The organism is Phycicoccus sp. Root563 (assembly GCF_001427915.1).
Taxonomy (GTDB): domain Bacteria; phylum Actinomycetota; class Actinomycetes; order Actinomycetales; family Dermatophilaceae; genus Pedococcus.
Genome location: NZ_LMGM01000001.1, coordinates 3,620,704 through 3,642,682 on the forward strand (window position 1 = coordinate 3,620,704; position 21,979 = coordinate 3,642,682).

21 protein-coding genes are annotated in these 21,979 nt (G+C 72.1%); 15 read left to right on the plus strand and 6 right to left on the minus strand.

What is annotated here, in order from left to right:
- The 5 genes from ASD62_RS17050 to ASD62_RS17070 all read left to right on the plus strand — a co-directional run bounded on the left by ASD62_RS17050 (window position 1) and on the right by ASD62_RS17070 (window position 4,155).
- On the plus strand, window positions 1-936 hold the full coding sequence (locus tag ASD62_RS17050) for a class I SAM-dependent methyltransferase (protein WP_056916989.1): 936 nt from the start codon (window positions 1-3) through the stop codon (window positions 934-936).
- Window positions 937-1,015: 79 nt separating this feature from the next.
- Window positions 1,016-1,609, plus strand: coding sequence for an acyltransferase (locus tag ASD62_RS17055; RefSeq protein WP_235530738.1), 594 nt, complete (start codon window positions 1,016-1,018; stop codon window positions 1,607-1,609).
- 111 nt (window positions 1,610-1,720) lie between these two features.
- Window positions 1,721-2,242, plus strand: a complete 522-nt coding sequence (locus ASD62_RS17060; protein ID WP_056916991.1) for a DUF2231 domain-containing protein — start codon at window positions 1,721-1,723, stop codon at window positions 2,240-2,242.
- Between the two features lie 21 nt (window positions 2,243-2,263).
- Window positions 2,264-2,947, plus strand: a complete 684-nt coding sequence (locus tag ASD62_RS17065) for a response regulator transcription factor (protein WP_056917484.1) — start codon at window positions 2,264-2,266, stop codon at window positions 2,945-2,947.
- On the plus strand, window positions 2,944-4,155 hold the full coding sequence (locus tag ASD62_RS17070; protein WP_056916992.1) for a HAMP domain-containing sensor histidine kinase: 1,212 nt from the start codon (window positions 2,944-2,946) through the stop codon (window positions 4,153-4,155). The genes ASD62_RS17065 and ASD62_RS17070 overlap by 4 nt, the downstream gene beginning before the upstream one ends.
- Here ASD62_RS17070 and ASD62_RS17075 read toward each other — a convergent pair.
- On the minus strand, window positions 4,139-5,659 hold the full coding sequence (locus ASD62_RS17075) for a 1,4-alpha-glucan branching protein domain-containing protein (RefSeq protein WP_162246826.1): 1,521 nt from the start codon (window positions 5,657-5,659) through the stop codon (window positions 4,139-4,141). The genes ASD62_RS17070 and ASD62_RS17075 overlap by 17 nt on opposite strands.
- A 51-nt stretch (window positions 5,660-5,710) precedes the next feature.
- Between ASD62_RS17075 and arfB the strand changes: the two genes are divergently transcribed.
- A complete protein-coding gene (gene arfB, locus ASD62_RS17080; protein WP_056916994.1) occupies window positions 5,711-6,196 on the plus strand; it encodes an alternative ribosome rescue aminoacyl-tRNA hydrolase ArfB in 486 nt (161 codons plus the stop codon).
- Between the two features lie 8 nt (window positions 6,197-6,204).
- Here arfB and ASD62_RS17085 read toward each other — a convergent pair whose 3' ends face one another.
- On the minus strand, window positions 6,205-6,966 hold the full coding sequence (locus ASD62_RS17085) for a bifunctional 2-polyprenyl-6-hydroxyphenol methylase/3-demethylubiquinol 3-O-methyltransferase UbiG (protein ID WP_157581527.1): 762 nt from the start codon (window positions 6,964-6,966) through the stop codon (window positions 6,205-6,207).
- A gap of 133 nt (window positions 6,967-7,099) precedes the next feature.
- Between ASD62_RS17085 and ASD62_RS17090 the strand changes: the two genes are divergently transcribed.
- From ASD62_RS17090 to ASD62_RS17110, 4 genes are all read left to right on the plus strand, one after another.
- Entirely contained in the window at window positions 7,100-7,882 is a 783-nt protein-coding gene (locus ASD62_RS17090) for an electron transfer flavoprotein subunit beta/FixA family protein (protein ID WP_056916996.1), read from the plus strand.
- Window positions 7,883-7,912: 30 nt separating this feature from the next.
- The gene (locus ASD62_RS17095) at window positions 7,913-8,872 is read left to right on the plus strand and encodes an electron transfer flavoprotein subunit alpha/FixB family protein (protein ID WP_056916997.1); all 960 of its coding nucleotides are present in this window, start codon (window positions 7,913-7,915) and stop codon (window positions 8,870-8,872) included.
- A gap of 228 nt (window positions 8,873-9,100) precedes the next feature.
- Window positions 9,101-11,503, plus strand: coding sequence for a molybdopterin cofactor-binding domain-containing protein (locus ASD62_RS17105; protein WP_235530739.1), 2,403 nt, complete (start codon window positions 9,101-9,103; stop codon window positions 11,501-11,503).
- 9 nt (window positions 11,504-11,512) lie between these two features.
- On the plus strand, window positions 11,513-11,989 hold the full coding sequence (locus ASD62_RS17110) for a (2Fe-2S)-binding protein (protein ID WP_056916999.1): 477 nt from the start codon (window positions 11,513-11,515) through the stop codon (window positions 11,987-11,989).
- 92 nt (window positions 11,990-12,081) lie between these two features.
- Here the strand turns inward: ASD62_RS17110 and ASD62_RS17115 are convergent, their stop codons facing one another.
- The 3 genes from ASD62_RS17115 to ASD62_RS17125 form a co-directional block, all read right to left on the minus strand.
- On the minus strand, window positions 12,082-13,524 hold the full coding sequence (locus ASD62_RS17115; protein ID WP_235530740.1) for a S8 family serine peptidase: 1,443 nt from the start codon (window positions 13,522-13,524) through the stop codon (window positions 12,082-12,084).
- A gap of 170 nt (window positions 13,525-13,694) precedes the next feature.
- Entirely contained in the window at window positions 13,695-14,852 is a 1,158-nt protein-coding gene (locus ASD62_RS17120) for a hypothetical protein (RefSeq protein WP_056917001.1), read from the minus strand.
- The gene (locus tag ASD62_RS17125; protein WP_056917002.1) at window positions 14,842-15,339 is read right to left on the minus strand and encodes a SigE family RNA polymerase sigma factor; all 498 of its coding nucleotides are present in this window, start codon (window positions 15,337-15,339) and stop codon (window positions 14,842-14,844) included. The genes ASD62_RS17120 and ASD62_RS17125 overlap by 11 nt, the downstream gene beginning before the upstream one ends.
- Before the next feature lie 142 nt (window positions 15,340-15,481).
- On the opposite strand from ASD62_RS17125, the gene ASD62_RS17130 reads away from it, so the two are divergent.
- The 5 genes from ASD62_RS17130 (at window position 15,482) to ASD62_RS17150 (ending at window position 20,368) form a co-directional block, all read left to right on the plus strand.
- Entirely contained in the window at window positions 15,482-16,666 is a 1,185-nt protein-coding gene (locus tag ASD62_RS17130) for a cysteine desulfurase family protein (RefSeq protein ID WP_082580908.1), read from the plus strand.
- On the plus strand, window positions 16,666-17,751 hold the full coding sequence (gene mnmA / locus ASD62_RS17135) for a tRNA 2-thiouridine(34) synthase MnmA (RefSeq protein WP_056917003.1): 1,086 nt from the start codon (window positions 16,666-16,668) through the stop codon (window positions 17,749-17,751). Before ASD62_RS17130 ends, mnmA begins: the two co-directional genes overlap by 1 nt.
- A 5-nt stretch (window positions 17,752-17,756) precedes the next feature.
- Entirely contained in the window at window positions 17,757-18,206 is a 450-nt protein-coding gene (locus ASD62_RS17140) for an MmcQ/YjbR family DNA-binding protein (RefSeq protein ID WP_082580909.1), read from the plus strand.
- A 135-nt stretch (window positions 18,207-18,341) separates the two neighbouring features.
- A complete protein-coding gene (locus ASD62_RS17145; RefSeq protein ID WP_056917004.1) occupies window positions 18,342-19,328 on the plus strand; it encodes a methionine synthase in 987 nt (328 codons plus the stop codon).
- 5 nt (window positions 19,329-19,333) lie between these two features.
- Window positions 19,334-20,368, plus strand: coding sequence for a DMT family transporter (locus ASD62_RS17150; protein ID WP_082580910.1), 1,035 nt, complete (start codon window positions 19,334-19,336; stop codon window positions 20,366-20,368).
- 28 nt (window positions 20,369-20,396) lie between these two features.
- Here ASD62_RS17150 and ASD62_RS17155 read toward each other — a convergent pair whose 3' ends face one another.
- Entirely contained in the window at window positions 20,397-21,896 is a 1,500-nt protein-coding gene (locus ASD62_RS17155) for a long-chain fatty acid--CoA ligase (protein ID WP_056917005.1), read from the minus strand.
- Window positions 21,897-21,979: the final 83 nt, after the last annotated feature.

A 21,979-nucleotide genomic window follows, 5' to 3' on the forward strand; every position in this document is an offset into this window, starting at 1 on the left:
ATGGGTGCCAGCCGCGCGGACGTCGAGCGCGCCTACGAGGACAACAAGCTCGCCCAGGTGCTCTACCACGACTGGGAGGCGCAGACCTACGACGACAAGTGGTCGATCTCGTTCGACGAGCGCTGCACCGCCTACGCCCGTGACCGCTTCGAGGCGGTCACGGGCCTGCCGGACCCACTGCCCTACGCCAAGGCGCTCGAGCTCGGCGCGGGCACGGGGTTCTTCTCCCTCAACCTCAAGCAGGCCGGCATCGTCGACGAGGTCCACGTCACCGACCTGTCGCCGGGCATGGTCGAGGCGGCCAAGGCCAACGCCCAGAAGCTCGGGTTCGCCGTCGAGGGACGCGTGGCCGATGCCGAACGAATTCCTTACGACGACAACACCTTCGACGTCGTCGTGGGTCACGCGGTGATCCACCACATCCCCGACGTCGAGGCGGCGTTCGCCGAGATGCTGCGGGTGCTGAAGCCGGGAGGACGGTTCGTCGTCGCCGGTGAGCCGACCCGCATCGGTGACTGGTACGCCCGGCGACTCGGGCGGGTCACCTGGCACGCGACCAAGGCCGTCACCGCGCTGCCGCCGCTGCGCGACACCTGGGCCAGGGACGCCGAGGAGCTCGACGAGTCCTCGCGGGCGGCGGCCCTCGAGGCGGTCGTGGACCTGCACACCTTCGACCCGGACGAGCTCGCCCGGACGGCGCTGCGCGCGGGCGCCGTCGAGGTGCGCACCCGCACCGAGGAGCTGACAGCGGCGTTCCTGGGGTGGCCGGTGCGGACCTTCGAGGCCGCCGTCCGACCGGGCGCGCTCGGGTGGGGCTGGGCGATGTTCGCCTACGGCTCGTGGCGTCGCCTGTCGGCGGTCGACCGGGTGCTCGCCCGGGCCGTGCCGGCCAGGTTCTTCTACAACGTCGGCATCACCGGCGTGAAGCCCGGCTGAGGTGGACGCGGCCGACGCCGACATGTCGCCCGTCGACCACGGCCGAAGGGGCGAGCGCGCGGACCGTGGACCGTGGGGTGTGCCCCGACCGCTCCTGTGGCTGCGGTGGGTCGGCTGGGCCCTGTCCCACCGGGCGTTCACGCGGCACCACCTCCTGAGCTACCTGCGGATGGCCCGGGCCAGCGCCCGCTACCCGTCGCTGCGGTTCGAGGGACCGTGCTTCATCGGCCCGGACGTGCGGTTCGAGGTGCGCGAGGGGTACGCCCGCCTCGTCGTCGGCGCCTACACGCACTTCGGTGCGCACGCGAGGGTCCGGGCCCACGAGGGGACGCTGCGCATCGGCGCGAAGTCCGTGATCGGCATACGCAACACCGTGAACTGCTGGCTGGACATCTCCATCGGCGATGCCTGCCTCCTCGGTGACGACGTCTACGTCTGCGACTTCGACCACGTCACCGAACGCCTCGACGTGCCGATCAAGGACCAGGGCATCGTCAAGTCGCCCGTCCGCATCGGTGACGACGTGTGGATCGGCACCAAGGTCGTCGTCACGCGCGGGACCCGGATCGGGGACCACAGCGTCGTCGCCGCCTCGGCCGTCGCACGGGGCAGCTACCCCGAGCACTCCGTCGTCGCCGGGGTCCCGGGCCGTGTGGTCCGGACCCGCGCCTGAGCCGTGGACGCGTCCGGGGGAAGTCTGACCTGACTGGCCGCGGCCCTTGAGAAACGGTTGAGAATTCCCGGGCAGGCTGGGAGGCCAACGACCTGACGACCAGGAGTCCTCATGCCCAGCAGCATCTTCGGCCTGCCCGCCCACCCCCTGATCGTGCACGCCGTCGTGGTCCTCGTGCCGCTGGCCGCGCTGCTCCTCGGTGCGTCCGCCGTCTCGCCGAGGTTCCGGCACTGGGCCCGGTACGCGTCGCCGGTGACCGCCCTCCTCGGGCTCCTCATGGTGCCGCTGGCGACGAGCAGCGGTGAGAACCTGGAGCGCAACGTCCAGGGGTCCGCGCTGCTGCGCGAGCACACCGAGCTCGGCGACACGCTGCTGCCGTTCATGATCGGGGTGACCGTGCTCGCGTTCGCCCTCGCCTGGCTGGAGCTGCGGGGCACCCGTGGTGAGGCTTCCGCCTCGAGGGCCAGGTCGACCTCTCCCGCCCTGGTGCGGGTCGTCGCCGTGCTCGCCGTGGTGGCCGCACTCGGGACCCTCGTCCAGGTCGGGCGGATCGGACACAGCGGGGCCAAGTCGGTGTGGAGCCAGACGTCCACCTCCGGCGGTGGCTCGGACGAGGGCGCACCGGCGCGCTGACCCACTGCCATGCTGGACGACATGGGTGACGTGTCGAGCACCGAGCTGCTCCTGGTCGAGGACGACCGCGGCCTGCGGACCCTGCTCGTGCGGCTCTTCGAGGGCGAGGGGTATGCCGTGCAGGCCGTCCCGGACGTGCAGTCCGGCCTGCACGCGGCCCTGACCGGTTCGCACGCGGTCATGGTGGTGGACCGCCGGCTCCCCGACGGGGACGGCGTCGACCTCATCACGCGGCTGCGCAGACAGGGACTGGCCACCCCGGTGCTCGTCCTCACCGCGCACGGCACGGTCCGCGACCGCGTGGAGGGTCTCGACGGGGGAGCCGACGACTACCTCGTGAAGCCGTTCGACTCCGCCGAGCTGCTGGCCCGCGTGCGGTCCCTGCTGCGCCGCCACCTCGACGACGTGGCCGTCTCCCTCCCCCTGGGGACCGCCCGGCTGGACACCGCGACGAACGCCGTCGTGCTCGAGGACCAGACCTCGGTCGAGCTCTCACCGGCCGAGGGGGCGTTCCTGGCGCAGCTGGCCCGGCGCCCCACCCGGGTGTTCTCCCGTGACGAGCTGCGGGACTCCCTCGCCCCGGGCACCACGAGCCTGTCCCTCGTGGACACCTACGTGTACGCCATCCGCCGCAAGCTGGGCAGGGACGTCATCCGGACCGTGCGCGGGGTCGGCTACCGGGCCGGCGAGCTGGGCCGCGGGTGAGCACCGACCCGTTCGACCGAGCCCGACGGGTCATCGCGGTCCAGGCGCTCGCCGGCGTCGTGGCGGGGGTCCTCGTGGCCGGCCTCGCGACCGTCGGCCTCGTGCTGGTCGGTCAGCACCGCGAGGTGCAGTCGCAGCTGTCGTCCCTGCTGGCCGTCCCCGACGCGCAGGCCGTCCCCGGCGGCACCTGGGTGGTCAGCGTCGACGCCTCCGGTCGGCGCACCGCCTCCGTGGGTGCCCCCGGGTCGCTCCCCACGGAGGACGACCTCGCGCAGGCCCGCGGCGGCACCAGGGTGGAGCGCGAGGCGTACGTCGAGGACGGCGAGTACCAGACGCGGACCAGGACCGTGGGCGGCACGGTCGTGCAGGCAGGGGTCGACCTCGCTCCCTACGAGTCCGAGCGGCACCGGCTGCTCCTCGCCCTCGCCGTCGCCGGTGCTGCTGCGGCCCTCGTGGCCCTGGTCGCCGGTGGGCGGCTCGGTCGACGGGCCGTCGGGGTCTGGGACGACGCGCTGCTGAAGCAGCGACAGTTCATCGCCGACGCCAGCCACGAGCTGCGTACGCCGCTGGCCCGGCTCGCGCTGCGCGCCGACCTGCTCCACGACACGTTGCGCCACGACCCGCCGTCGTCCGAGCTCGCACCCGACGTCGACCTCCTTCGCCGTGAGGCCGCGGCGCTGGCCGACATCGTCGAGGACCTGCTGCACTCCGCCGAGGTGCACGCGTCGCCCGACGCGGGGGAGCTGGTCGACCTCACCGCCCTCGTCGACGAGGTCGTGACCCTCGACCACCAGCTCGCGGCCCGACGCGGCGTGGGGCTGCTGGCCGAGGTGGAGCCGGTGGCCCCTGTGCGGGGCGCGTTCCCCGCACTGCGCCGGGTGGTGGATGCGTTGGTGGACAACGCCCTCCACCACGCTGCCACCACGGTGACGGTGCGGCTGCGGGACGACGGCGACGACGTGGTCCTCACCGTTGCCGACGACGGCCCGGGCATCGACCCCGGCGCGGCGAGCCGCGTGTTCGAACGGTTCACCAAGGGGCCGTCGTCGCCGGGTTTCGGCATCGGGCTGGCCCTCGTGCGCGAGGTCGTCGACCGGCACGCGGGCACCGTCCGCCTGGTCCCGGGGGGCGTCGGGACGACCTTCGAGGTCCGGCTCCGAGCGGTGCCGCTCGAGACGGCACCCCTCGAGGTCACCGGCCCGGCGTGACCCTCGCGTCCACTGCCGGGAAGGTGCGGTCGTGGCGGGCCTGCCGGGCGGCTTCGACCGGCGCCCGGTCGTCGTGGTCCTCGACGAGCTGGGCGAGCCGGTGGAAGTCGACCCGGTGCTCGTCGGCGCGACGCAGGGCGTAGTCGACCGACTGGCCGCGGGACACGAGGAACGCCCAGTCGCTCGACAGCGCGTTCCACAGGGTGAGCAGCAGCTGGTCGAGGTCCGGGCGGCGGTTCCCGAGCCGCCCCGCCGACCGCTCGCGGGCCACGAGGTCGAGCCAACGCCGTTGCAGCCAGGTGTTCTCGTGGGCGAGGTGAGACACTGCTGGACCGTCCCACACGGAGAAGTCCTTTCCCGCGCCCCACGACCCCGCACCGAGGGCGAGCTCTCCCGCGACGTGCCCCGCGGCCAGGGCGTTCTGCAGCGTATCCACGTGGATCCCGTTGTCCCGCAACGCCCGGATCGCCCGTCCCACGAACTGGGGCCCCTCGTGCCACCAGTGACCGAACAGCTCGGTGTCGTACGCCGCCACCACGAGCCCCGGGGCGCCCGTGGCCGTGAGCGCCTGCTCCAGCCGGCCCCGGACCGCCGTGACGAAGTGGCTGACGTCTCGGTCGAGCTGTGCGCTCGCGGCCTGCGGGTCGTACGTCGCCTTCGCGCCGTCCCCACCGTGTCCCACCGCCCAGAGCCGGATCCCCGTTCCGGGGTCGCGCGAGTGGAAGTCCCGGTAGGCCGCGGCGGCCGGGTAGCCGGTTCGCGAGGACCAGACGAGGTTGGTCACCTCCAGGTCCCGGGGGACCGCGACGACACCGGACCCCTCGACCCGCCACGCGGCGTGCGGGTGGCCGCCCGCGTCCCGGACGAGCTGCTCGTCGACGACGAAGTGACCGATCCCTGCGGCGTCGAAGACCGACGCCAGACCGGGCGTCCAGCCGCACTCGGGAGACCAGATCCCGCGTGGTCGCTGCCCGAGACGCCAGGTGCTGTCGGACAACCCTGCCTCCAGCGCCAGGGCGGCGACCTCGGGCAGAAGGAGCGGCAGGAAGGGGTGGGCCGGCGGCCCGCCGAGCAGCTCGACCACGCCGGTGTCACGCAGGGAGCGCAGGACGGGTGACCCACCGCCGCTCCAGCGCGTGGCGAGCAGCTCCTCGGCCCGGGCCGCCACGGCATACTCCCGGCTCGCCGCCGCGCGCCGAGAAGGGTCCGGGTCGAACCCCAGCTCACGGGCCCGTTGCTGCGCCAGACCTACCCACGTGCCGACGTCGCGTCGCATCCGCGGGTGGTCCAGCTGGGCGGCGAGGACCGGGGTGACGCCGAGCGTCAGGACGTCCCGATGTCCCTCCGCCGCAAGGGAGTCCAGCTCTGCGACGAGGGGGACGTAGGACTCGACCCACGCCTGGGACAACCACTCCTCGCCCAGCGGCCACACACCGTGACCCGGCAGCCACGGCAGGTGGGAGTGCAGGACGAGGCAGAACGTGCCCGGCACCGGTGAGGTCACGAGGGAGCAGTCTGCCGTACCCCTCGGGCGCGCCTGTGGTGGAGTGGTGCCGTGACGACGCCCCCCGCCAGCCGGCCGCAGCCGGGTGCCGCGCTCGCGGTCCCGCCGGGACCGGGGCTGCCGCAGGGGCTGCGCATCGACGCCGGGGAGCTCGTGGAGCGGTTCTCGAGGGCGTCCGGGCCCGGAGGGCAGGGCGTGAACACCACCGACAGCAGGGTCGAGCTCGAGTTCGACCCCTCGACGTCGGGGGCCGTGGCCGCGCTGCCAGAGCGCGTGCGAGAGCGTCTGGTGGAGCGGCTCGCCCCGCACCTCGTGGGTGGTCGGATCATCGTCGTCGCCTCCGAGCACCGCGCCCAGCGCCAGAACCGGGTCGCGGCCCGCAAGCGCCTCGTCGCCCTGATCCGCGAGGCCGCCGCTCCTGACCCGCCCCCGCGTCGGGCCACCCGCCCCACGATGGGTTCGCGCCGTCGGCGGCTCGACTCCAAGAAGCGCCGGGGCCAGCTCAAGGCCGGGCGTCGCTCGACCGGCGACGGCTGAGCCGTCCGTCAGGGGTTGAGCACCGCCACCAGGTCGAGGCACGCGTCGTCGGCGGCCCCGAGGACGAAGTCGGCTGTCGTGGTCGTCGCCACGAGGTCGCGCAGCTCCTCACCCCAGTCCTCGACCGGTGCAGCCAGGGCTTCGGCCAGGGACCCGTGCGCGGCCTCCCGGGCGCGCAGGCGCTCGCCGTGGTGCAGGCCGGCGACCCGCACCCCGCTGCCCGGCAGCCACGCCCGCAGCTCCTGCTCCAGCTCGAGGGCGTCGTACTCCCGCGAGTGGTAGGCGTTCGACGGCGCCTCGAGCCGACCCAGCCCGGGCGAGAAGGTGAGCCGGTTCGGGGTCGACAGCACCACCACACCACCGGGTGCAGCGACCCTCGCCAGCTCCCCGACGTACTCCCACGGCGTCCACAGGTGCTCCAGCACCTGGAGCGACACCACGAGGTCCGCCACGTCGTCCACGAGGGGGAGCGCGGTCAGTCCCGCCCGCACGTATGCCGCCTGCTCACCACCGTGGGTGCGCGCGGCGTGGACCGCGGCGATGGCGTCGTAGTCGACCCCGACGACCCGGGCGCCGGGCCACGAGGCGCGGAGCACGGAGGCGCCGTACCCCTCACCGCAGCCGGCGTCGAGGACGATGCCCGGAGGCGAGGGCACCCAGACCGGGAGGGCGGCATACGCGGCCTCGTGGCGCCTGAACCAGTAGTTCTCGTGCCACACGCCGGGGACCGTGCGCTCGCCGGTGATGACCAGGGGGACACGTGTGTCCACGGTCACCTCCCGACTCGGTGGGAGCGCCCCGTGGTGAGCGTCACGCGGCGCTGGTGTGCCCTCGGCGAGCACGGACTGTAAGGATGGCACCTGACCTCATCTCATTCCCTACCTGGAAGAGGACGATCAGCGCATGAACATCGTCGTCTGCGTGAAATACGTTCCGGACGCACAGTCCGACCGCACCTTCAACGACTCCGACAACACCACCGACCGCGTGGGTGTCGACGGACTGCTGTCCGAGCTCGACGAGTACGCCGTCGAGGAGGCCCTCAAGATCGTCGAGGCCGGCGAGGGAGAGGTCACCGTCCTGACGGTCGGCCCCGACCAGGCCGCCGACGCCCTCAAGAAGGCCCTCCAGATGGGCGCGCACAAGGCCGTCCACGTCAAGGACGACGCGATCCACGGGTCCGACTCCGTGGCCACGTCGCTCGTCCTCGCGGAGGCCGTGAAGAAGATCGGGTCGCCCGACCTCGTCATCACGGGCATGGCCTCGACCGACGGCACCATGAGCGTCGTCCCGGCGATGCTCGCCGAGCGACTCGGCCTGCCGCAGGTGACGTTCGCCTCCGAGCTGACCGTCGACGGGTCCACCGTGACGATCCGGCGCGACGGTGACGCCGCGTCCGAGACCATCGTCGCCTCGCTGCCCGCGCTGGTCTCCGTGACCGACCAGATCAACGAGCCGCGCTACCCCTCCTTCAAGGGGATCATGGCTGCGAAGAAGAAGCCGGTCGAGGAGTGGTCGCTGGCCGACCTCGGCGTCGACGCCTCGCTCGTCGGCCTCGAGGCCGCCTGGACCAAGGTCGAGTCGTTCACCAAGCGCCCCCCGCGCGAGCAGGGCCAGATCGTCACCGACGAAGGTGACGGCGGCACGAAGCTCGCCGAGTTCCTGTCCGCGCAGAAGTTCGTCTGAGCCGGCCAGAGACAAGGAAAGGAACACCCCATGGCTGAAGTACTCGTCCTGGTCGACCACGCGAACGGCACCGTCCGCAAGACCACCGCTGAGCTCCTGACCATCGCCCGCCGCCTCGGCGAGCCGTCCGCCGTCTTCGTCGGCGACGGCTTCGACGCCGCCAAGGAGGCCCTCGCGAAGTACGGCGCGGAGAAGGTCTACCGCGTGGAGTCCGCCGACGTGACCGACCACCTCGTGGCCCCGCAGGCCGAGGTGCTCGCGCAGCTCGTCGCGTCGGCCTCGCCGGCCGCCGTGCTCATCCCGAGCAACTCCGCCGGCAAGGAGATCGCCGCGCGCCTGGCGATCAAGACCGAGTCCGGTCTGATCACCGACGCCGTCGACGTGCAGGCGGGTGACGGCGGTGGCGTGAAGACCACGCAGTCCGTCTTCGCCGGCTCCTACTCCGTCACCTCGACGGTCACCAAGGGCACGCCCATCGTCACCGTGAAGCCCAACTCCGCCGCTCCCGAGGAGTACGCCGGAGCAGCGGCCGACGAGGTCGTCTCGATCGAGGTCTCCGACGCCGCCAAGGGCGCGAAGATCACCGAGTCCAAGCCGAAGAAGGCCACCGGGCGTCCCGAGCTGACCGAGGCCGCGATCGTGGTCTCCGGTGGTCGTGGCACGGGTGGCGACTTCTCCAAGGTGGAGGACTTCGCCGACTCCCTCGGTGCCGCCGTCGGCGCCTCGCGCGCCGCCGTCGACGCCGGCTGGTACCCGCACACCTCGCAGGTCGGCCAGACCGGCAAGCAGGTCTCGCCGCAGCTGTACGTCGCGTGCGGCATCTCCGGTGCCATCCAGCACCGCGCCGGCATGCAGACCTCGAAGACGATCATCGCCATCAACAAGGACGAGGAGGCGCCGATCTTCGAGCTCGTCGACTTCGGCGTCGTGGGCGACCTCTTCGCGGTCCTGCCGCAGGCCACCGACGCGGTGAAGGCCGCCAAGGGCTAGTCCTCGGCAGACCCCGTAGAAGGGCCCCCGGCCATGTGGTCGGGGGCCCTTCTCTCGGATGGCGCGTGGGCGTCATGCGGTGAAATGTCCGGATCGTGGACATGACCCCATCCGTCCGACCCCTCGGTGCCGAATGTCCGGAACCAGCACGCGGGGGCCCGCACGCGGGTCCCGTGGATGTCGCACCGTCGCGACGTCATGTGCTCAGCCTGGTGAGAGGACCCGTCAGTGACGACCGTGCCCGCCCAGCCCGCCCAGCCCGCCCAGCCCGCCCGCCCCGACACACAGGGGGCCGAGCAGCTGCTCGCGCAGAGTCCGGCGGACTCACCACCGGGCGACGGACGACGGGGCCTGTCCCGCCGCGGGTTCCTCGGGTACGTCGTGGCCGGCACGACCCTGGCCGTCGCGGCAGAGCTCACCACGGGAGCCAGGCCCGCTGCCGCTGCGGTCCCGAGCGGACCGCAGGTGGCCGAGGTCTTCGACCTGGGCGACCTGCAGACGAGGTCGGCGCTCCCGACGTCGCAGCTCATCACCATCACCCTGGACGGGAACGGGGTCGCCCACTTCGCGATCCCCCGGATGGAGGTCGGCCAAGGGATCACCACCGCTGCCGCCATGCTCATCGCCGAGGAGCTCGACCTGCCGCTCGACAAGGTCGAGGTGACCCTCGCCCCGGCCCGTCCGGAGCTGGTCTTCAACCAGCTCACCGGTGGCTCCAACACGATGGAGTCGATGTACACCCCGATCCGGGTGGCCGCAGCCGTCGCCAGGGGACGGCTCCTCGCGGCTGCGGCGACCCTGCTCGGTGCCCAGGTGTCCTCGCTGACCGCCCGGAGCGGGGTCATCACCGACACCGCCGGCGGCAGCGCCACCTACGGACAGCTCGCCGCCCTCGCGGCCAGCGCCCAGACGGTGCCGGTCAGGGTGAACCTGAAGTCGACGTCGTCGTTCCGGGTGGTCGGCACCCCGCAGAACCGCGTGGACGCCCGCGACGCCGTGACGGGGCGCAAGAAGTTCACGATGGACCTGGCCGTGCCGGACGCGTTGCCCACGATGGTATGCCGCCCACCGACGCTCAACGGTTCGGTACGCAGCGTGCAGAACCTTCCCGCAGTCCAGGCCATGCCGGGGGTCACCGACGTCGTCGTCGTGGACACCGGGGTGGCCGTGCGGGCTGCGACGTTCGGCCAGTGCATCGACGCCGTCCGCGCCCTGGAGGTGACGTGGAACCCCGGAACGGTCGCCGGTGAGTCCGACGAGTCGGTGCTGCGCCGGCTCAAGGCCGCCGAGCTGCCGATGGCGGTCCCGAAGGTGCCCCTGCTGGCCAGGACCGTCGATCTGCGGTTCGAGTTCATGTTCCGCAGCAGCGCGGCCCTCGAACCCAACTGCGCCATCGCCGACGTGCGCGCCGGCCGGGCCACGGTGTGGGCGGGCCTGAAGTCCCCGATCGTCGCGCAGCGCAACATCGCGGACGCCCTCGGGCTGCCCCAGACCAGCGTCAAGGTCAACGTCGTCACCGGCGGAGGGTCGTTCGGGCACAAGCTCTTCGGCGATGCAGCCATCGAAGCGGCGAAGATCTCCAAGGCGATGGGCAAGCCGGTCAAGCTCATGTGGCACCGCGCCGACGAACCCCGTCAGGGGCGCACCCATCCCATGGCCACCTCACGCATCCGGGCCACCCTGCTCGGGTCGAACGTGCTGACCTTCGAACAACGCCACACCAGCATCCAGACGGACTTCTCGCACGGGCTGGGGGAGCGGCTCACCGCGATGGCTGCCGAGCTCCCCGCGGGACTGGGCAACCTCGGGTTCGCCCAGTCGATCTTCACACTGACCCAGGAGCTGCCGTACGACTTCGGCGTGGTCACCCAGCTGCTCAACGAGGTCGACATGGGCTTCAACACCGGCAGCATGCGCAACATCTACTCACCCGACGTCGCCTGCGCGAACGAGCTGTTCGTCGACCAGCTGGCGAAGAAGCTGGGCAAGGACCCGCTGGCCTTCCGGCTCGAGTTCCTCAAGAACGAGCGGGTCAAGGCCTGCCTGCGCAAGGTCGTCGAGGTCGGGAGGTGGGGTCGTGCCATGCCGGCCGGCACCGCGCAGGGCATCGCCGTGCACTCGGAGTACAAGGGCGCGACCGCGGTGCTCGTCGAGATCGACTGCCGTCCCGAGACGGTGAACCGCACCGTCCGGGACGCCGTCACCGGCCCGCGGGTGACCAAGGCAGTCATCGCCATCGACGCAGGGCTCGTGGTCAACCCGAGGGGCCTCGAAGCCCAGATGATGGGCGGCGTCTCCGACGGCATCGCCCTTGCGCTCACGAGCAGCAACCACCTGCAGGACGGTCACTTCCTCGAGGCCAGCTGGGACAACTACTTCTACACCCGCCAGTGGAACGTCCCGCCGACCTTCGAGTGCATCGTCATGCCCTCCGACCGCGACCTGCCCGGAGGGGCGGGAGAGGCCGGTGTCGCGGCCTCTGTCGCCGCGACCGCCTGCGCCTACGCCCGTGCCACCGGGACGGTCCCCACGCGTTTCCCGGTCAACCACGGGACCGTCTCGTTCACCCCTAAGACCTTCGTCCCCCCGGTGCCGGCGTCGCCCACCGACGGCTTGTCCCACACCTACTGAGGAGCCCTGATGGCACAGCACACCTTCACCGTGAACGGCGAGATCGTCACCGTCGACGTGGCCGACGATGTCCGGCTCCTCTGGGTCCTGCGCGACGTCCTGGGCTACACCGGACCCAAGTACGGCTGCGGCATCAACGTCTGCAAGGCCTGCACCTCCCACATCAACGGGAAGGCGTTCAATCCCTGCTCGGTCCGCGTGGGCGACCTCGAGGCGACGGACGAGGTGACGACGATCGAGGGACTGGCCGCCACGGCGCCCGGCGACCTGCACCCGATGCAGGAGGCGTGGCTCGAAGGCGACGTGGCCCAGTGCGGCTACTGCCAGCCCGGGCAGATCATGGCCGCGGTGGCCCTGGTCCACAAGGTGCGCGCTGAGGGCCGGGAGATCACCGACGCCGACCTCGACGCCATCCGCAACGTCTGTCGCTGCGGCACCTACAACCGGATCCGTGAAGCCATCCGGGACGGCGCAGCCCGGATGTGAGCCCGTGTATGGCGCCCACGCGCCATACGCACGAACGCCCCGGACCACGCGCGGTCCGGGGCGTTCGGCGTCATCCGCCGGGCTGGGGGTTGTCAGCGGATGGCGTTGGCGGCCGCAACGACGTCGACCAGGCCGTGGCCCTTGTCGAAGCTCGTGCTGCCGTTGGTCCCGGCCTCGTAGGGGGCGCCGTCGGTGTACTTGTAGGCGGTCGACTCGATCGCCGCCTCGACCTGGGCCGGGGTCGCCGACGGGTTCGCCTGGAAGAGCTGGGCGACGATGCCGGAGATGTGCGGCGTGGCCATCGAGGTGCCGCTGATGGTGTTGTAGTCGCCGGCTTCCTTGGGGTCCAGGCCCGTGCTGCAGATCGGGAGGTAGATGCGGCAGGAGCTCGTGATGGACTCACCGGGCGCCGAGATGTCGGGGTACGTGGACTGGTCCCCGTTCTTCCCGCGGCTGGAGAAGTCGGACACGGTGCCGTCGCGGGTACCGGTGTTCTGGTCGAAGAACGACGCGACCGAGAGGATGCCGGGGGTCGGGTCCATGCCGGGCGGGTTGGACAGCGAGGTCGAACCGTCGCCACCGTCGTTGCCGTTGGCCCAGACGCTCACCACACCCTCCTTGACCAGCTCACGCTGGAGCTTGACCGTCGCGGAGTTGGGGTCGAAGGCGCCACCACCGGTCGGGCCGTAGGAGTTGTTCGTCACCTTGATCGGCGGGCACTTCGCCGCGGAGACCCCTGCGCCACAGGGTGCGGCGTGGTTCTCCAGCACCCAGTTGAGGGCGGAGTCGGCGCCGATGATGAACAGGACCGCACCCGTGCTGATGCTGACCAGGCTGGCCCCGGGGGCGGCGCCGTGCATCTTGGTGCCGTCGGAGAGGGTGACGTCACGCCCGGCGACGATGCCGTTGACGTGCATGCCGTGCCCACCACCGGAGACGAGGTCGGTGTCGAGCGGGCCAGCGTCGACAGGGGCGCAGGTGCTCTCGGTGAGCGGCTCGCAGACCATCTTGAGGTTCTTGACGACGGCGGACGTCCCGTCGGCGTTCTGCAGGAACGGGTGGCTCGGGTCGACCCCGGAGTCGATCACGGCGACGGACACCCCCTTGCCGTCCAGGCTGGTGCCGTTCGCACCGGTGAGGGTGTTCCGGGCCTCGTCACCGCGGGTGGCCTTGTTGGAGGTCGCGAGGGTGAACGCGATGGGCTGGTTGCCCTCGACGTAGGTCACCCCCGACTCGCCACGGACGGCCTGGATCTGGGCGGGGAGGCCGGTCGCCACGACGACGCCGATCTTGTCGAACGTGGTCACGGGCCGGAGCCCGGCGGCGGCGACAGCGCGCTTCGCGGCGGCGGTGTCGGTGCCGTGCACGAGGACGGTGGTCGGGGTGGCCGCCTGGAGGGTGCCGAGCTGTGAGGAGAGCCACGGCTGGACGGGGGCGAGCGACGTGACTGCCGGGAGCAGGCCGGCCGAGGCCGGGGCAGCGAGGGCCACGGTGGCCAGGGCCGCGGCAGCGAGTGCTGCCCGGGTTCGTGTCACGGTGCGCATGGGATCCCTTTCGAGGAGCCGACCAGCTTCTTCGGTGGTCGTGCGTGTGACCGGACAACGAGGGCCCGCCCGCCGTGGTTACGCGCGGGTAGGTCAAGGGAGGGTCAAGAACGGCAGGTCGCACGGTCCCGGGACCGCCCGAGGCCAGGCACCGGGCGGTGCTACTCCATGATGGAGAAGCCGCCCCGGTCGCCACTCAGCGTGACCTCGATGCCGGTGATCCGCGGGTTCGTGCCCTCGACCTCGACGGCGAACGCGGTCCAGGAGCCCATCAGGTCCGCCAGGACGGGCTTGCCGACCGTGGCCCCGGCGGAGGCGTGGAGCACCACGGCGGTCGTGCCGGCCGGTGCGACCCCCCAGACGAAGGTGCGGCCGTCGGCGAGCTGGAACGTCCCCCGCGCGAGCGTGGACTCCGGGTCCGCGCCGGCGAGCGTGGCGGTCATCCCGCTGGGGTCCTTCACGACGAGGTCGCCCTGCAGGCTCGCGACGACGGTGCCCCCGACCCGCGCAACCGGCAGGTCGATCGAGATGACGACGCTGGTCGGCGTGCCTGCACCTGTGGGCCCCGTCTGGGTGAAGTCGTAGGGCGTCAGGGGTGTGGCGCCCTCGCCGTCCATGGTCACGCCGAAGGCCGCCATCTGGGGCTCGGTGCCGAGGATCCACGAAACTTCCTGCCCCGCGCCGCGCCAGCCGATGTCGGCTGCCGGCGTCGCCGCGATCAGGGGCTTGGCGAACGTCACGACGAACGCCGTGAAGTCCCGCCCCGGGGCCAGGGCCACGATGGGCTTCTGGACCGACTGGCCCGCCAGGGGCTTCAGCTCGATCGCGTCGGTCACGCCGGGGACGATTCCGACGACGACCATATGGCCGCCCGTGCCCTCGACGACGCGCCACGCGCCGCCGCTCCCGAGGATCCCCGTGACACTGCGCTCGCGGTGGCCGTCGCGGACCACGTCGATGGTGAGCTCTCCGTCCGCGACCGCCAGCGCGTACCGGGCGTCGCCGACCGTCAGGGAGCGACGTCCGGTGAGCCCCGGGGCGGGCACGTCGTGAGGGCCGTCGGTCCCAGAGGTGGGTGCGGTCGACACCGACGACCCGCTCGGTCCGGCGGGCGTCGTGGTGTCGTTGCCGGGGGAGGACAGGACGGAGGACCCGAGGGCGATCGCGGCCACGGCGGCAGCGCAGGCAGCCACGGCCACGGTGGCCGACCGACGCCGGGTGCGGGCCCGCCCTTGCGCGATGACCTCGGTCAGGTTCACGTGCATGGCCGGAGCGGTCTCGGTGTGCAGCAGCTCGATGACGTCGCGGTCACTGGACATGAGCGTCTCCCTTGTCTCCGATGAGGATTCGCAGTCGTTCCAGACCGCGGGATGCAGACGACTTCACGGTGCCGACGCTGATCCCGAGCATCTCCGCCACCGTGCGTTCGGAGAAGTCTGCGTAGTGGCGCAGCACCACGACCTCGCGCTCGCGAGGAGGGAGCAACGCGAGGGCGCGCACCAGGTCGAGCCTCTCCGGGGCGTCGTCCGTGCGGTTCCACGGGGTGTCACGGACCTCGTCGACCAGGACGAGGCGGCGCTCCTTGCGCCAGGTGCTGACGACGAGGTTGCGCAGGATCCGGTGGCAGTAGGCCTCCGGCTCGTCGTGACGCACGCGCGGCCACACGACGTACAGCCGGACCAGGGCCTCCTGGGCCGCGTCCTCCGCGCGCGTGGGGTCGCCGGTGAGCAGCCAGGCGGTGCGGAGCAGGCGCGGTGTCACGCGCGCGGCGAAGGACTCGAACGCCCCGTCGTCCCGTGCCCTCATGCGTTCCCCTCCCGAGCTCCCCCCGCGGACCCGTCCGGGTCGACCACGGCCTGGTGCGCCCCGGCTCCGTGGTGGACCCGGATGTCGTACCCAACGCCAGACTGGCACTGAAGGTTGAGCGCCCGACGCGTAAACTTCGCAGGTGCCCGCCTACCTCGACCACGCCGCGACCACGCCGATGCTCCCATCGGCCGCGGCGGCGATGGCCGAACAGCTCGCCGTCCCCGGCAACGCCTCCTCCCTGCACACCAGCGGGCGGCTGGCCCGCCGCGTCGTGGAGGAGTCCCGGGAGCGGATCGCGAAGGCCCTGGGGGCGCGGCCGTCCGAGGTCGTCTTCACCTCGGGTGGCACCGAGTCCGACAACCTCGCGGTCGCCGGCACGTGGGAGGCGCGGCGCGACGCCGACCCCGCCCGCATCCGGATCGTGGCCAGTGCCATCGAGCACCACGCGGTGCTGGACTGCGTCGACCACCTCGTGACCCACGACGGCGCGAAGGCGACCTGGGTCGACCCCGACGCCTCCGGGGTCGTGACGGTCGCCGCGGTGCGCGCGGCCATCGAGCAGGACCCGGGCTCGGTCGCGCTCGTCACGGTGATGTGGGCCAACAACGAGGTCGGGACGATCCAGCCGGTGGCCGAGCTGGCGGCCCTGGCCCACGAGTTCGGGATCCCGTTCCACACCGACGCGGTGCAGGCGGCCGGCCACGTCCCCGTCGACTTCACCGCCTCGGGCGTCGACCTCATGACCGTGACCGGACACAAGGTCGGCGGCCCCCTGGGCATCGGTGCCCTCGTCGTGCGGCGCGACGCCAAGGTCGTCCCGCAGTCCTTCGGTGGTGGCCAGGAGCGCCAGATCCGCAGCGGCACGCTCGACGTGCCGGCCATCCGTGCGTTCGCCGTCGCCCTCGAGGAGTCCGTGGCCGCCCTCGGCTCCGAGGCCGGCCGCCTCGCGGCCCTGCGTGACCGGCTGGTCACGTCCGCGCAGGCGCTGCCCTACGACATCACCGTGACGGGCGCGTGGGAGGCGGGTGACACCATGCGCCGGCTTCCCGGGAACGCCCACCTGCTCGTGCCGGGCTGCGAGGGCGACTCGTTGCTCTACCTGCTCGACGCCGCGGGGGTCGAGTGCTCGACGGGTTCGGCGTGCCAGGCCGGGGTGCCCCAGCCCTCGCACGTCCTGCTCGCCATGGGCATCCCCGAGGGCTCGGCCCGGGGCGCGTTGCGGCTCACCCTCGGCCACACGTCCACCGATGCGGATGTCGACGCCGTCCTGGCTGCGCTGCCGGCGGCCGTCGAGCGGGCCCGCAGGGCCAGCGGGGCGGCCTGATGCGCGTCGTCGCCGCGATGTCCGGGGGAGTGGACTCCGCCGTCGCCGCCGCCCGGATGCTCGATGCTGGTCACGAGGTCGTGGGGGTCCACCTCGCGCTCTCGCAGAGCGCGGCCACGTTGCGTGAGTCGGCCCGCGGGTGCTGCACCATCGAGGACGCCGGCGACGCCCGTCGGGTGGCCGACATGCTCGGCATCCCGTTCTACGTCTGGGACATGGCTGCTCGGTTCAAGCGGGACGTCATGGAGGACTTCGTCGCGGAGTACTCCGCAGGGCGCACCCCGAACCCGTGCCTGCGCTGCAACGAGAAGATCAAGTTCTCGGCACTGCTCGACAAGGCCGTGGCGCTGGGCTTCGACGCCGTGGCCACGGGTCACTACGCGCAGGTCGTGGAGAGTCCCGGCGGCGAGCGCGAGCTGCACCGCGCGGTGGACATGGCCAAGGACCAGTCCTACGTCCTGGGGGTGCTCGACGCCGAACAGCTGTCCCGCGCGTTCTTCCCCCTCGGGGACACCGCGAAGCCCGAGATCCGTTCGGAGGCAAGGGAGCGCGGGTTCTACATCGCCTCCAAGCCCGACTCCCACGACATCTGCTTCATCGCCGACGGCGACACGCGCGGCTGGCTCACCTCCCGCCTCGGGGAGCAGGCCGGCGACATCGTCGACGCGGCCTCCGGCGAGGTCGTGGGGGCGCACGCGGGCTCCTACGGCTACACCGTCGGGCAACGCCGAGGCCTGGGCCTGCCGCGGTCCAGCCAGGACGGCGAGCCGCGGTACGTCGTCGGGGTGGACGCCTCGACCAACACCGTCACGATCGGCACGGCAGACCTCTTGGGGGTCAACGCGATCCGCGGCGACCACGCCCGCTGGTGCGGTGCACCCCCCGAGGGTGTGGTGTCGGTCGGCGCCCAGGTGCGTGCGCACGGCGAGGAGGTCCCTGCCGAGGCGTGGGCCTCGGGTGAGGACGTCGAGGTCCGCCTCGGCTCGCGGCTGCGCGGTGTGGCCCCCGGCCAGTCCGTGGTGCTGTACGAGGGCACGCGCGTGGTGGGTTCGGCCACCATCGCGCAGAGCTGGCTCGAGCGCTGACGCGTATGGCGCCGGACGGGGGTGCGGACGCGAGCGCTGCCGGGGGCGTCGGTGCGGGCGTCGGCGGGGTGCTCCCCGGGCGGGAGATCCTCGAGGGCACGCCGCTGGCCCGGGTCCGGGCGCTGTGCCTGGCGTTCCCTGCCACGCAGGAGCGGGCGTCCCACGGTGAACCCTGCTGGTTCGCGGGCGGGAAGAAGATGTTCGTCATGACCTCCCAGCGCCACCACGACGACCGGGTGGGGTTCTGGGCGGCGGCGCCGGAGGGGGTCCAGGGGTCCCTGGTAGCCGCAGAGCCGGAGCGCTACTTCCGGCCGCCGTACGTCGGCAGCCGCGGATGGGTCGGGGTCCGCCTGGACGTCGACGACATCGACTGGGACCGGGTCGAAGCGGTCGTCGAGGACGCCTGGCGACAGGTGGCACCGAAGCGGCTGCAGGCCGAGCACGACACCCGCTGACCGCCCTCCGTCGCCCCGCTTTGGGTGCCTGGACGGTCGGAATTCCGACCGTCCGGGCACCCAAAGCGGCGAGCGAGGGGCAGTCCCGACCGACGTGGTCAGGAGGTGTCACCGGTGCGGTCTAGAGTCGGGGCCGTGGCTCGCGCAACCGGTATCGGCTCCCTTCCCGGCACCGACATCCGTGAGGCCCTCCGCGGGGTCCGCGAGATCCTCGCCGTCGACGACCACATCCCGTACCTCCCGGAGCTGCCGGCCCGCGGACCCGGCGCCGACATGGTCGGCCGAGCCGCAGGCCTGCTCGTCGACCTGCACGTCGACCTGCAGCCAGCCGGCTGGCGCCTCGTCGAGCGACCCGGTCACGACGCGTCCCGCACGGGCGCATTCCTTCGCGAGGACCTCGACGAGCTGGCCGAGGCCTTCGACGGCTGGGAGGGGGAGCTCAAGCTCCAGTGCACCGGTCCGTGGACCCTGGCCGCCAACCTCGAGCTGACGCGTGGCGAGAAGGTCCTGGTCGACCCCGGCGCGGTCCGTGACCTCACGGGTTCGCTCGCGGAGGGGATCCGCCTCCACCTCGACACCGTGCAACGACTCGTCCCCGGCGCCCGCCTGGTGCTGCAGGTGGACGAACCCTCCCTGCCGGCCGTCCTCGCCGGCCACCTGCCCACCGCCTCGGGCTACGGCCACCTGCGACCCGTGGACCCTCAGCGGGCGAGGAACGGTCTCTCCGAGGTCCTCGAGGCCGCCGGCGGCCGGGCCACGGTCGTGCACTGCTGCGACCGCGCCATACCGCTGCCGCTCCTGCGGGCCACCGGTGTCGGTGCCGTCGCGCTCGACGTGACCGACCTGACGCCGCAACGGTGGGAGTCGATCGCGGCGACCACCGAACAGGGGGTCGCGCTGTGGGCGGGGTGCCTGGCCACGGACGGTTCGAGCACGAGCAAGACCGCTGCGGGCCTCGTCGAGCGCGGCTGGTCGGACGCCGGGTTGTCCCCGAAGGGACTGGCCGATCTGGTCGCCACGCCCACCTGCGGGCTGGCCGGGCTCACACCCCAGGGGGCCTGGGGCGTTCAACGGAAGGCGGTCGAGGTGGCTGCCGAGTGGACCGAACGAGCTGAGGGCTGACACCGATGAGCAGCACGACGAACACCCCCGCCGTCCCGACGACCGTCGCGGACGCCGGCACCCCGTCGACCCCGACTGCCGGGCGGTCGACGACGCGGGTCCCGTGGCAGGCGAAGTACCTCATGCTCGCGCTGATCTGGGGATCGAGCTTCCTCCTCATGAAGGTGGGGCTGCGCACCATGGCTCCCGTGCAGATCTCGGGGCTGCGGATCTACGCCGGCACGCTCACCCTCGTGGTGCTGCTGGGGGTCACCGGCGGGCGGCTCCCGCGCGAGCCGCGCACGTGGGCGCACCTGACGGTCTCGGGCATCTTCCTCACGGCGATGCCGTTCAGCCTGTTCGCGCTGGGGGAGGAGCGGGTGTCGAGCGCGCTCGCCGGCATCGGCAACGCGACGACGCCGATCGCCGCTCTGTTCTTCGCGTTGCTCCTGCTCCCGAGCGACCGGCTGTCCCCGCGCAAGCTCGCGGCCGTGCTCATCGGGTTCGCCGGGGTGGTGGTGATCACCCAGCCGTGGGAGTCGTCCGGCCGCCCCGACCTGCTCGGCTTCGGCATGACCCTCGTGGCCGGTGCCTGCTACGGCCTGGGCTGGACCTACAACCGCCGGTTCCTCGGCAACGCCGACCTGGGCGGGCTGTCCATGCCGACCGCCCTGCTCGTGGTGGGCTCGGTCCTCATGGCGCCCGTGCTCCTCGTCTGGTGGGCGCTGCACCGCGACACGTATGCCGCGCCGTGGAGCGGCCACGCCGACCCCTCCGGGGGTGGCTGGCTCACCCCGCTCCTGTGCGTGCTGGTGCTCGGCGTCGTGGGCACCGGGCTCGCGTACATGCTCCAGTTCGACGTGGTGCGTGGTGCGGGGGCGACCGTGAGCACGACGGTGACCTACCTGATCCCGGTCGTCTCGGTCGTGCTCGGCGTCCTCGTCCTGGACGAGCACCTCGCGTGGCCGCAGCTGCTCGGTGCCGTCATCGTCCTGGTGTCGGCCGTGGTCATCGGCCTGCCCGCCCGGCGCCGTCGGGCACCGGGCGGGACACCGGCCTGAGGCCCCAGGGCCAGGGCTTTCGGCCGCCTCAGGCCGAGGGCTTGCTGACCTCGCGGCGCAGGATCTTGCCGGTCGGTCCCTTCGGCAGCTCGTCGACGGCCCAGATGTGGCGCGGGTACTTGTAGGCCGCGATCTTCGACTTCACGAACGCCTGCACGTCCTCGAGCGTCGCCGTCGCACCCGGCTTGAGCGCCACCGCCGCCCCCACGTCCTCGCCGAGCAGGTCGTCGGGCACGGCCACGACAGCGGCCTCGAGGACGTCGGGGTGCTCGTACAGGACCTCCTCGACCTCACGCGGGTACACGTTCATGCCACCGCGCAGGATCATGTCCTTCTTGCGGTCGACGATCGTGAAGTAGCCCTCGTCGTCCATGGTCGCCAGGTCCCCGGTCCGGAACCAACCGTCAGGGATGGCCTCGGCCGTCGCCTCGGGGTTGCGCCAGTAGCCCTTCATGACGTTGTCGCCACGGATGGCGATCTCGCCGACGCCGTCACCGGCCGGGACGTCGTTGCCCTCGAGGTCGACGAGCTTCATCTCGCAGCCGGGGATAGCGACCCCGATGGTGCCGGGCTTGCGCTCCCGCGTGGGCATGTTGAACGACGCGACGGGAGAGGTCTCGGACAGTCCGTACCCCTCGAGGATGACGCAGCCGAACTTGTCCTCGAACGCCTTCATCACCTCGTGCGGCATCGCCGAACCACCGGAGCAGCAGGTCCGCAGCGACGTGGCGTCCATGGCGTCGGAGTCCGGGTGGTTGAGGATCGCGGCATACATGGTGGGCACGCCCATCATGATCGTGACCTTCTCGTCGTTGATGACCTTGATGGCCTCAGCGGGGTCGAACCGCGGGATCAGGGCGAGCGCAGCGCCGGCGATGACCGCGGCGTTGAGCCCGACGACCAGCCCGAACACGTGGAACAGGGGCAGGCAACCCATCACCACGTCGTCGTTCGTCGTCTCCTGGATGTCGACCGCACTGCGGTAGGCGTTGAGGTGGATGTTCCTGTGCGTGAGCTCGGCCCCCTTCGGGCGGCCGGTGGTGCCCGAGGTGTAGAGCACGATCGCCGTGTCGTCGTCGTCGCGCTCGGTCGGCTCGGCGATGGGTTCGCCGTCCTCGAGGGCGCCCTCGTCCGGGCCGAGCGGCCCGCACTGGACGATGCGGGTGCCCGAGTTCTTCGCGCCCTCCGTGGCCTCGGCCACGAAGTCCGGCCAGACGAAGGCGACCTTGGCGCCGGAGTTGCTGAAGAAGAAGTCGATCTCGCCAGCCTTGAGCAGCGGGTTCATCGGCACGACGATCGCCCCCGCGAGCAGCGACCCGAAGAAGACGACGGGGAACGCCGGGACGTTCGGCAGGATGATCGCCACCCGGTCGCCCGGCTCGACCCCTGCGGCGCGCAGCGATCCAGCCACCTTGGCCGCCATGGCGTGCAGGTGGGCGTAGCTCAGGTCGTTGCCCCTGAACTTGATGGCTGCCTGGTCGGGCGTCTTGCGCGCCGTGGTGACCAGGTTGGTCGCGAGGTTCGTCATCTGGGCTCCGCATCGTCGGGGAACTGGTCCACTCATCCTTGCGGCTCCGACCGGGTTTGGCCACGGGGCCGGGGGACCACGCC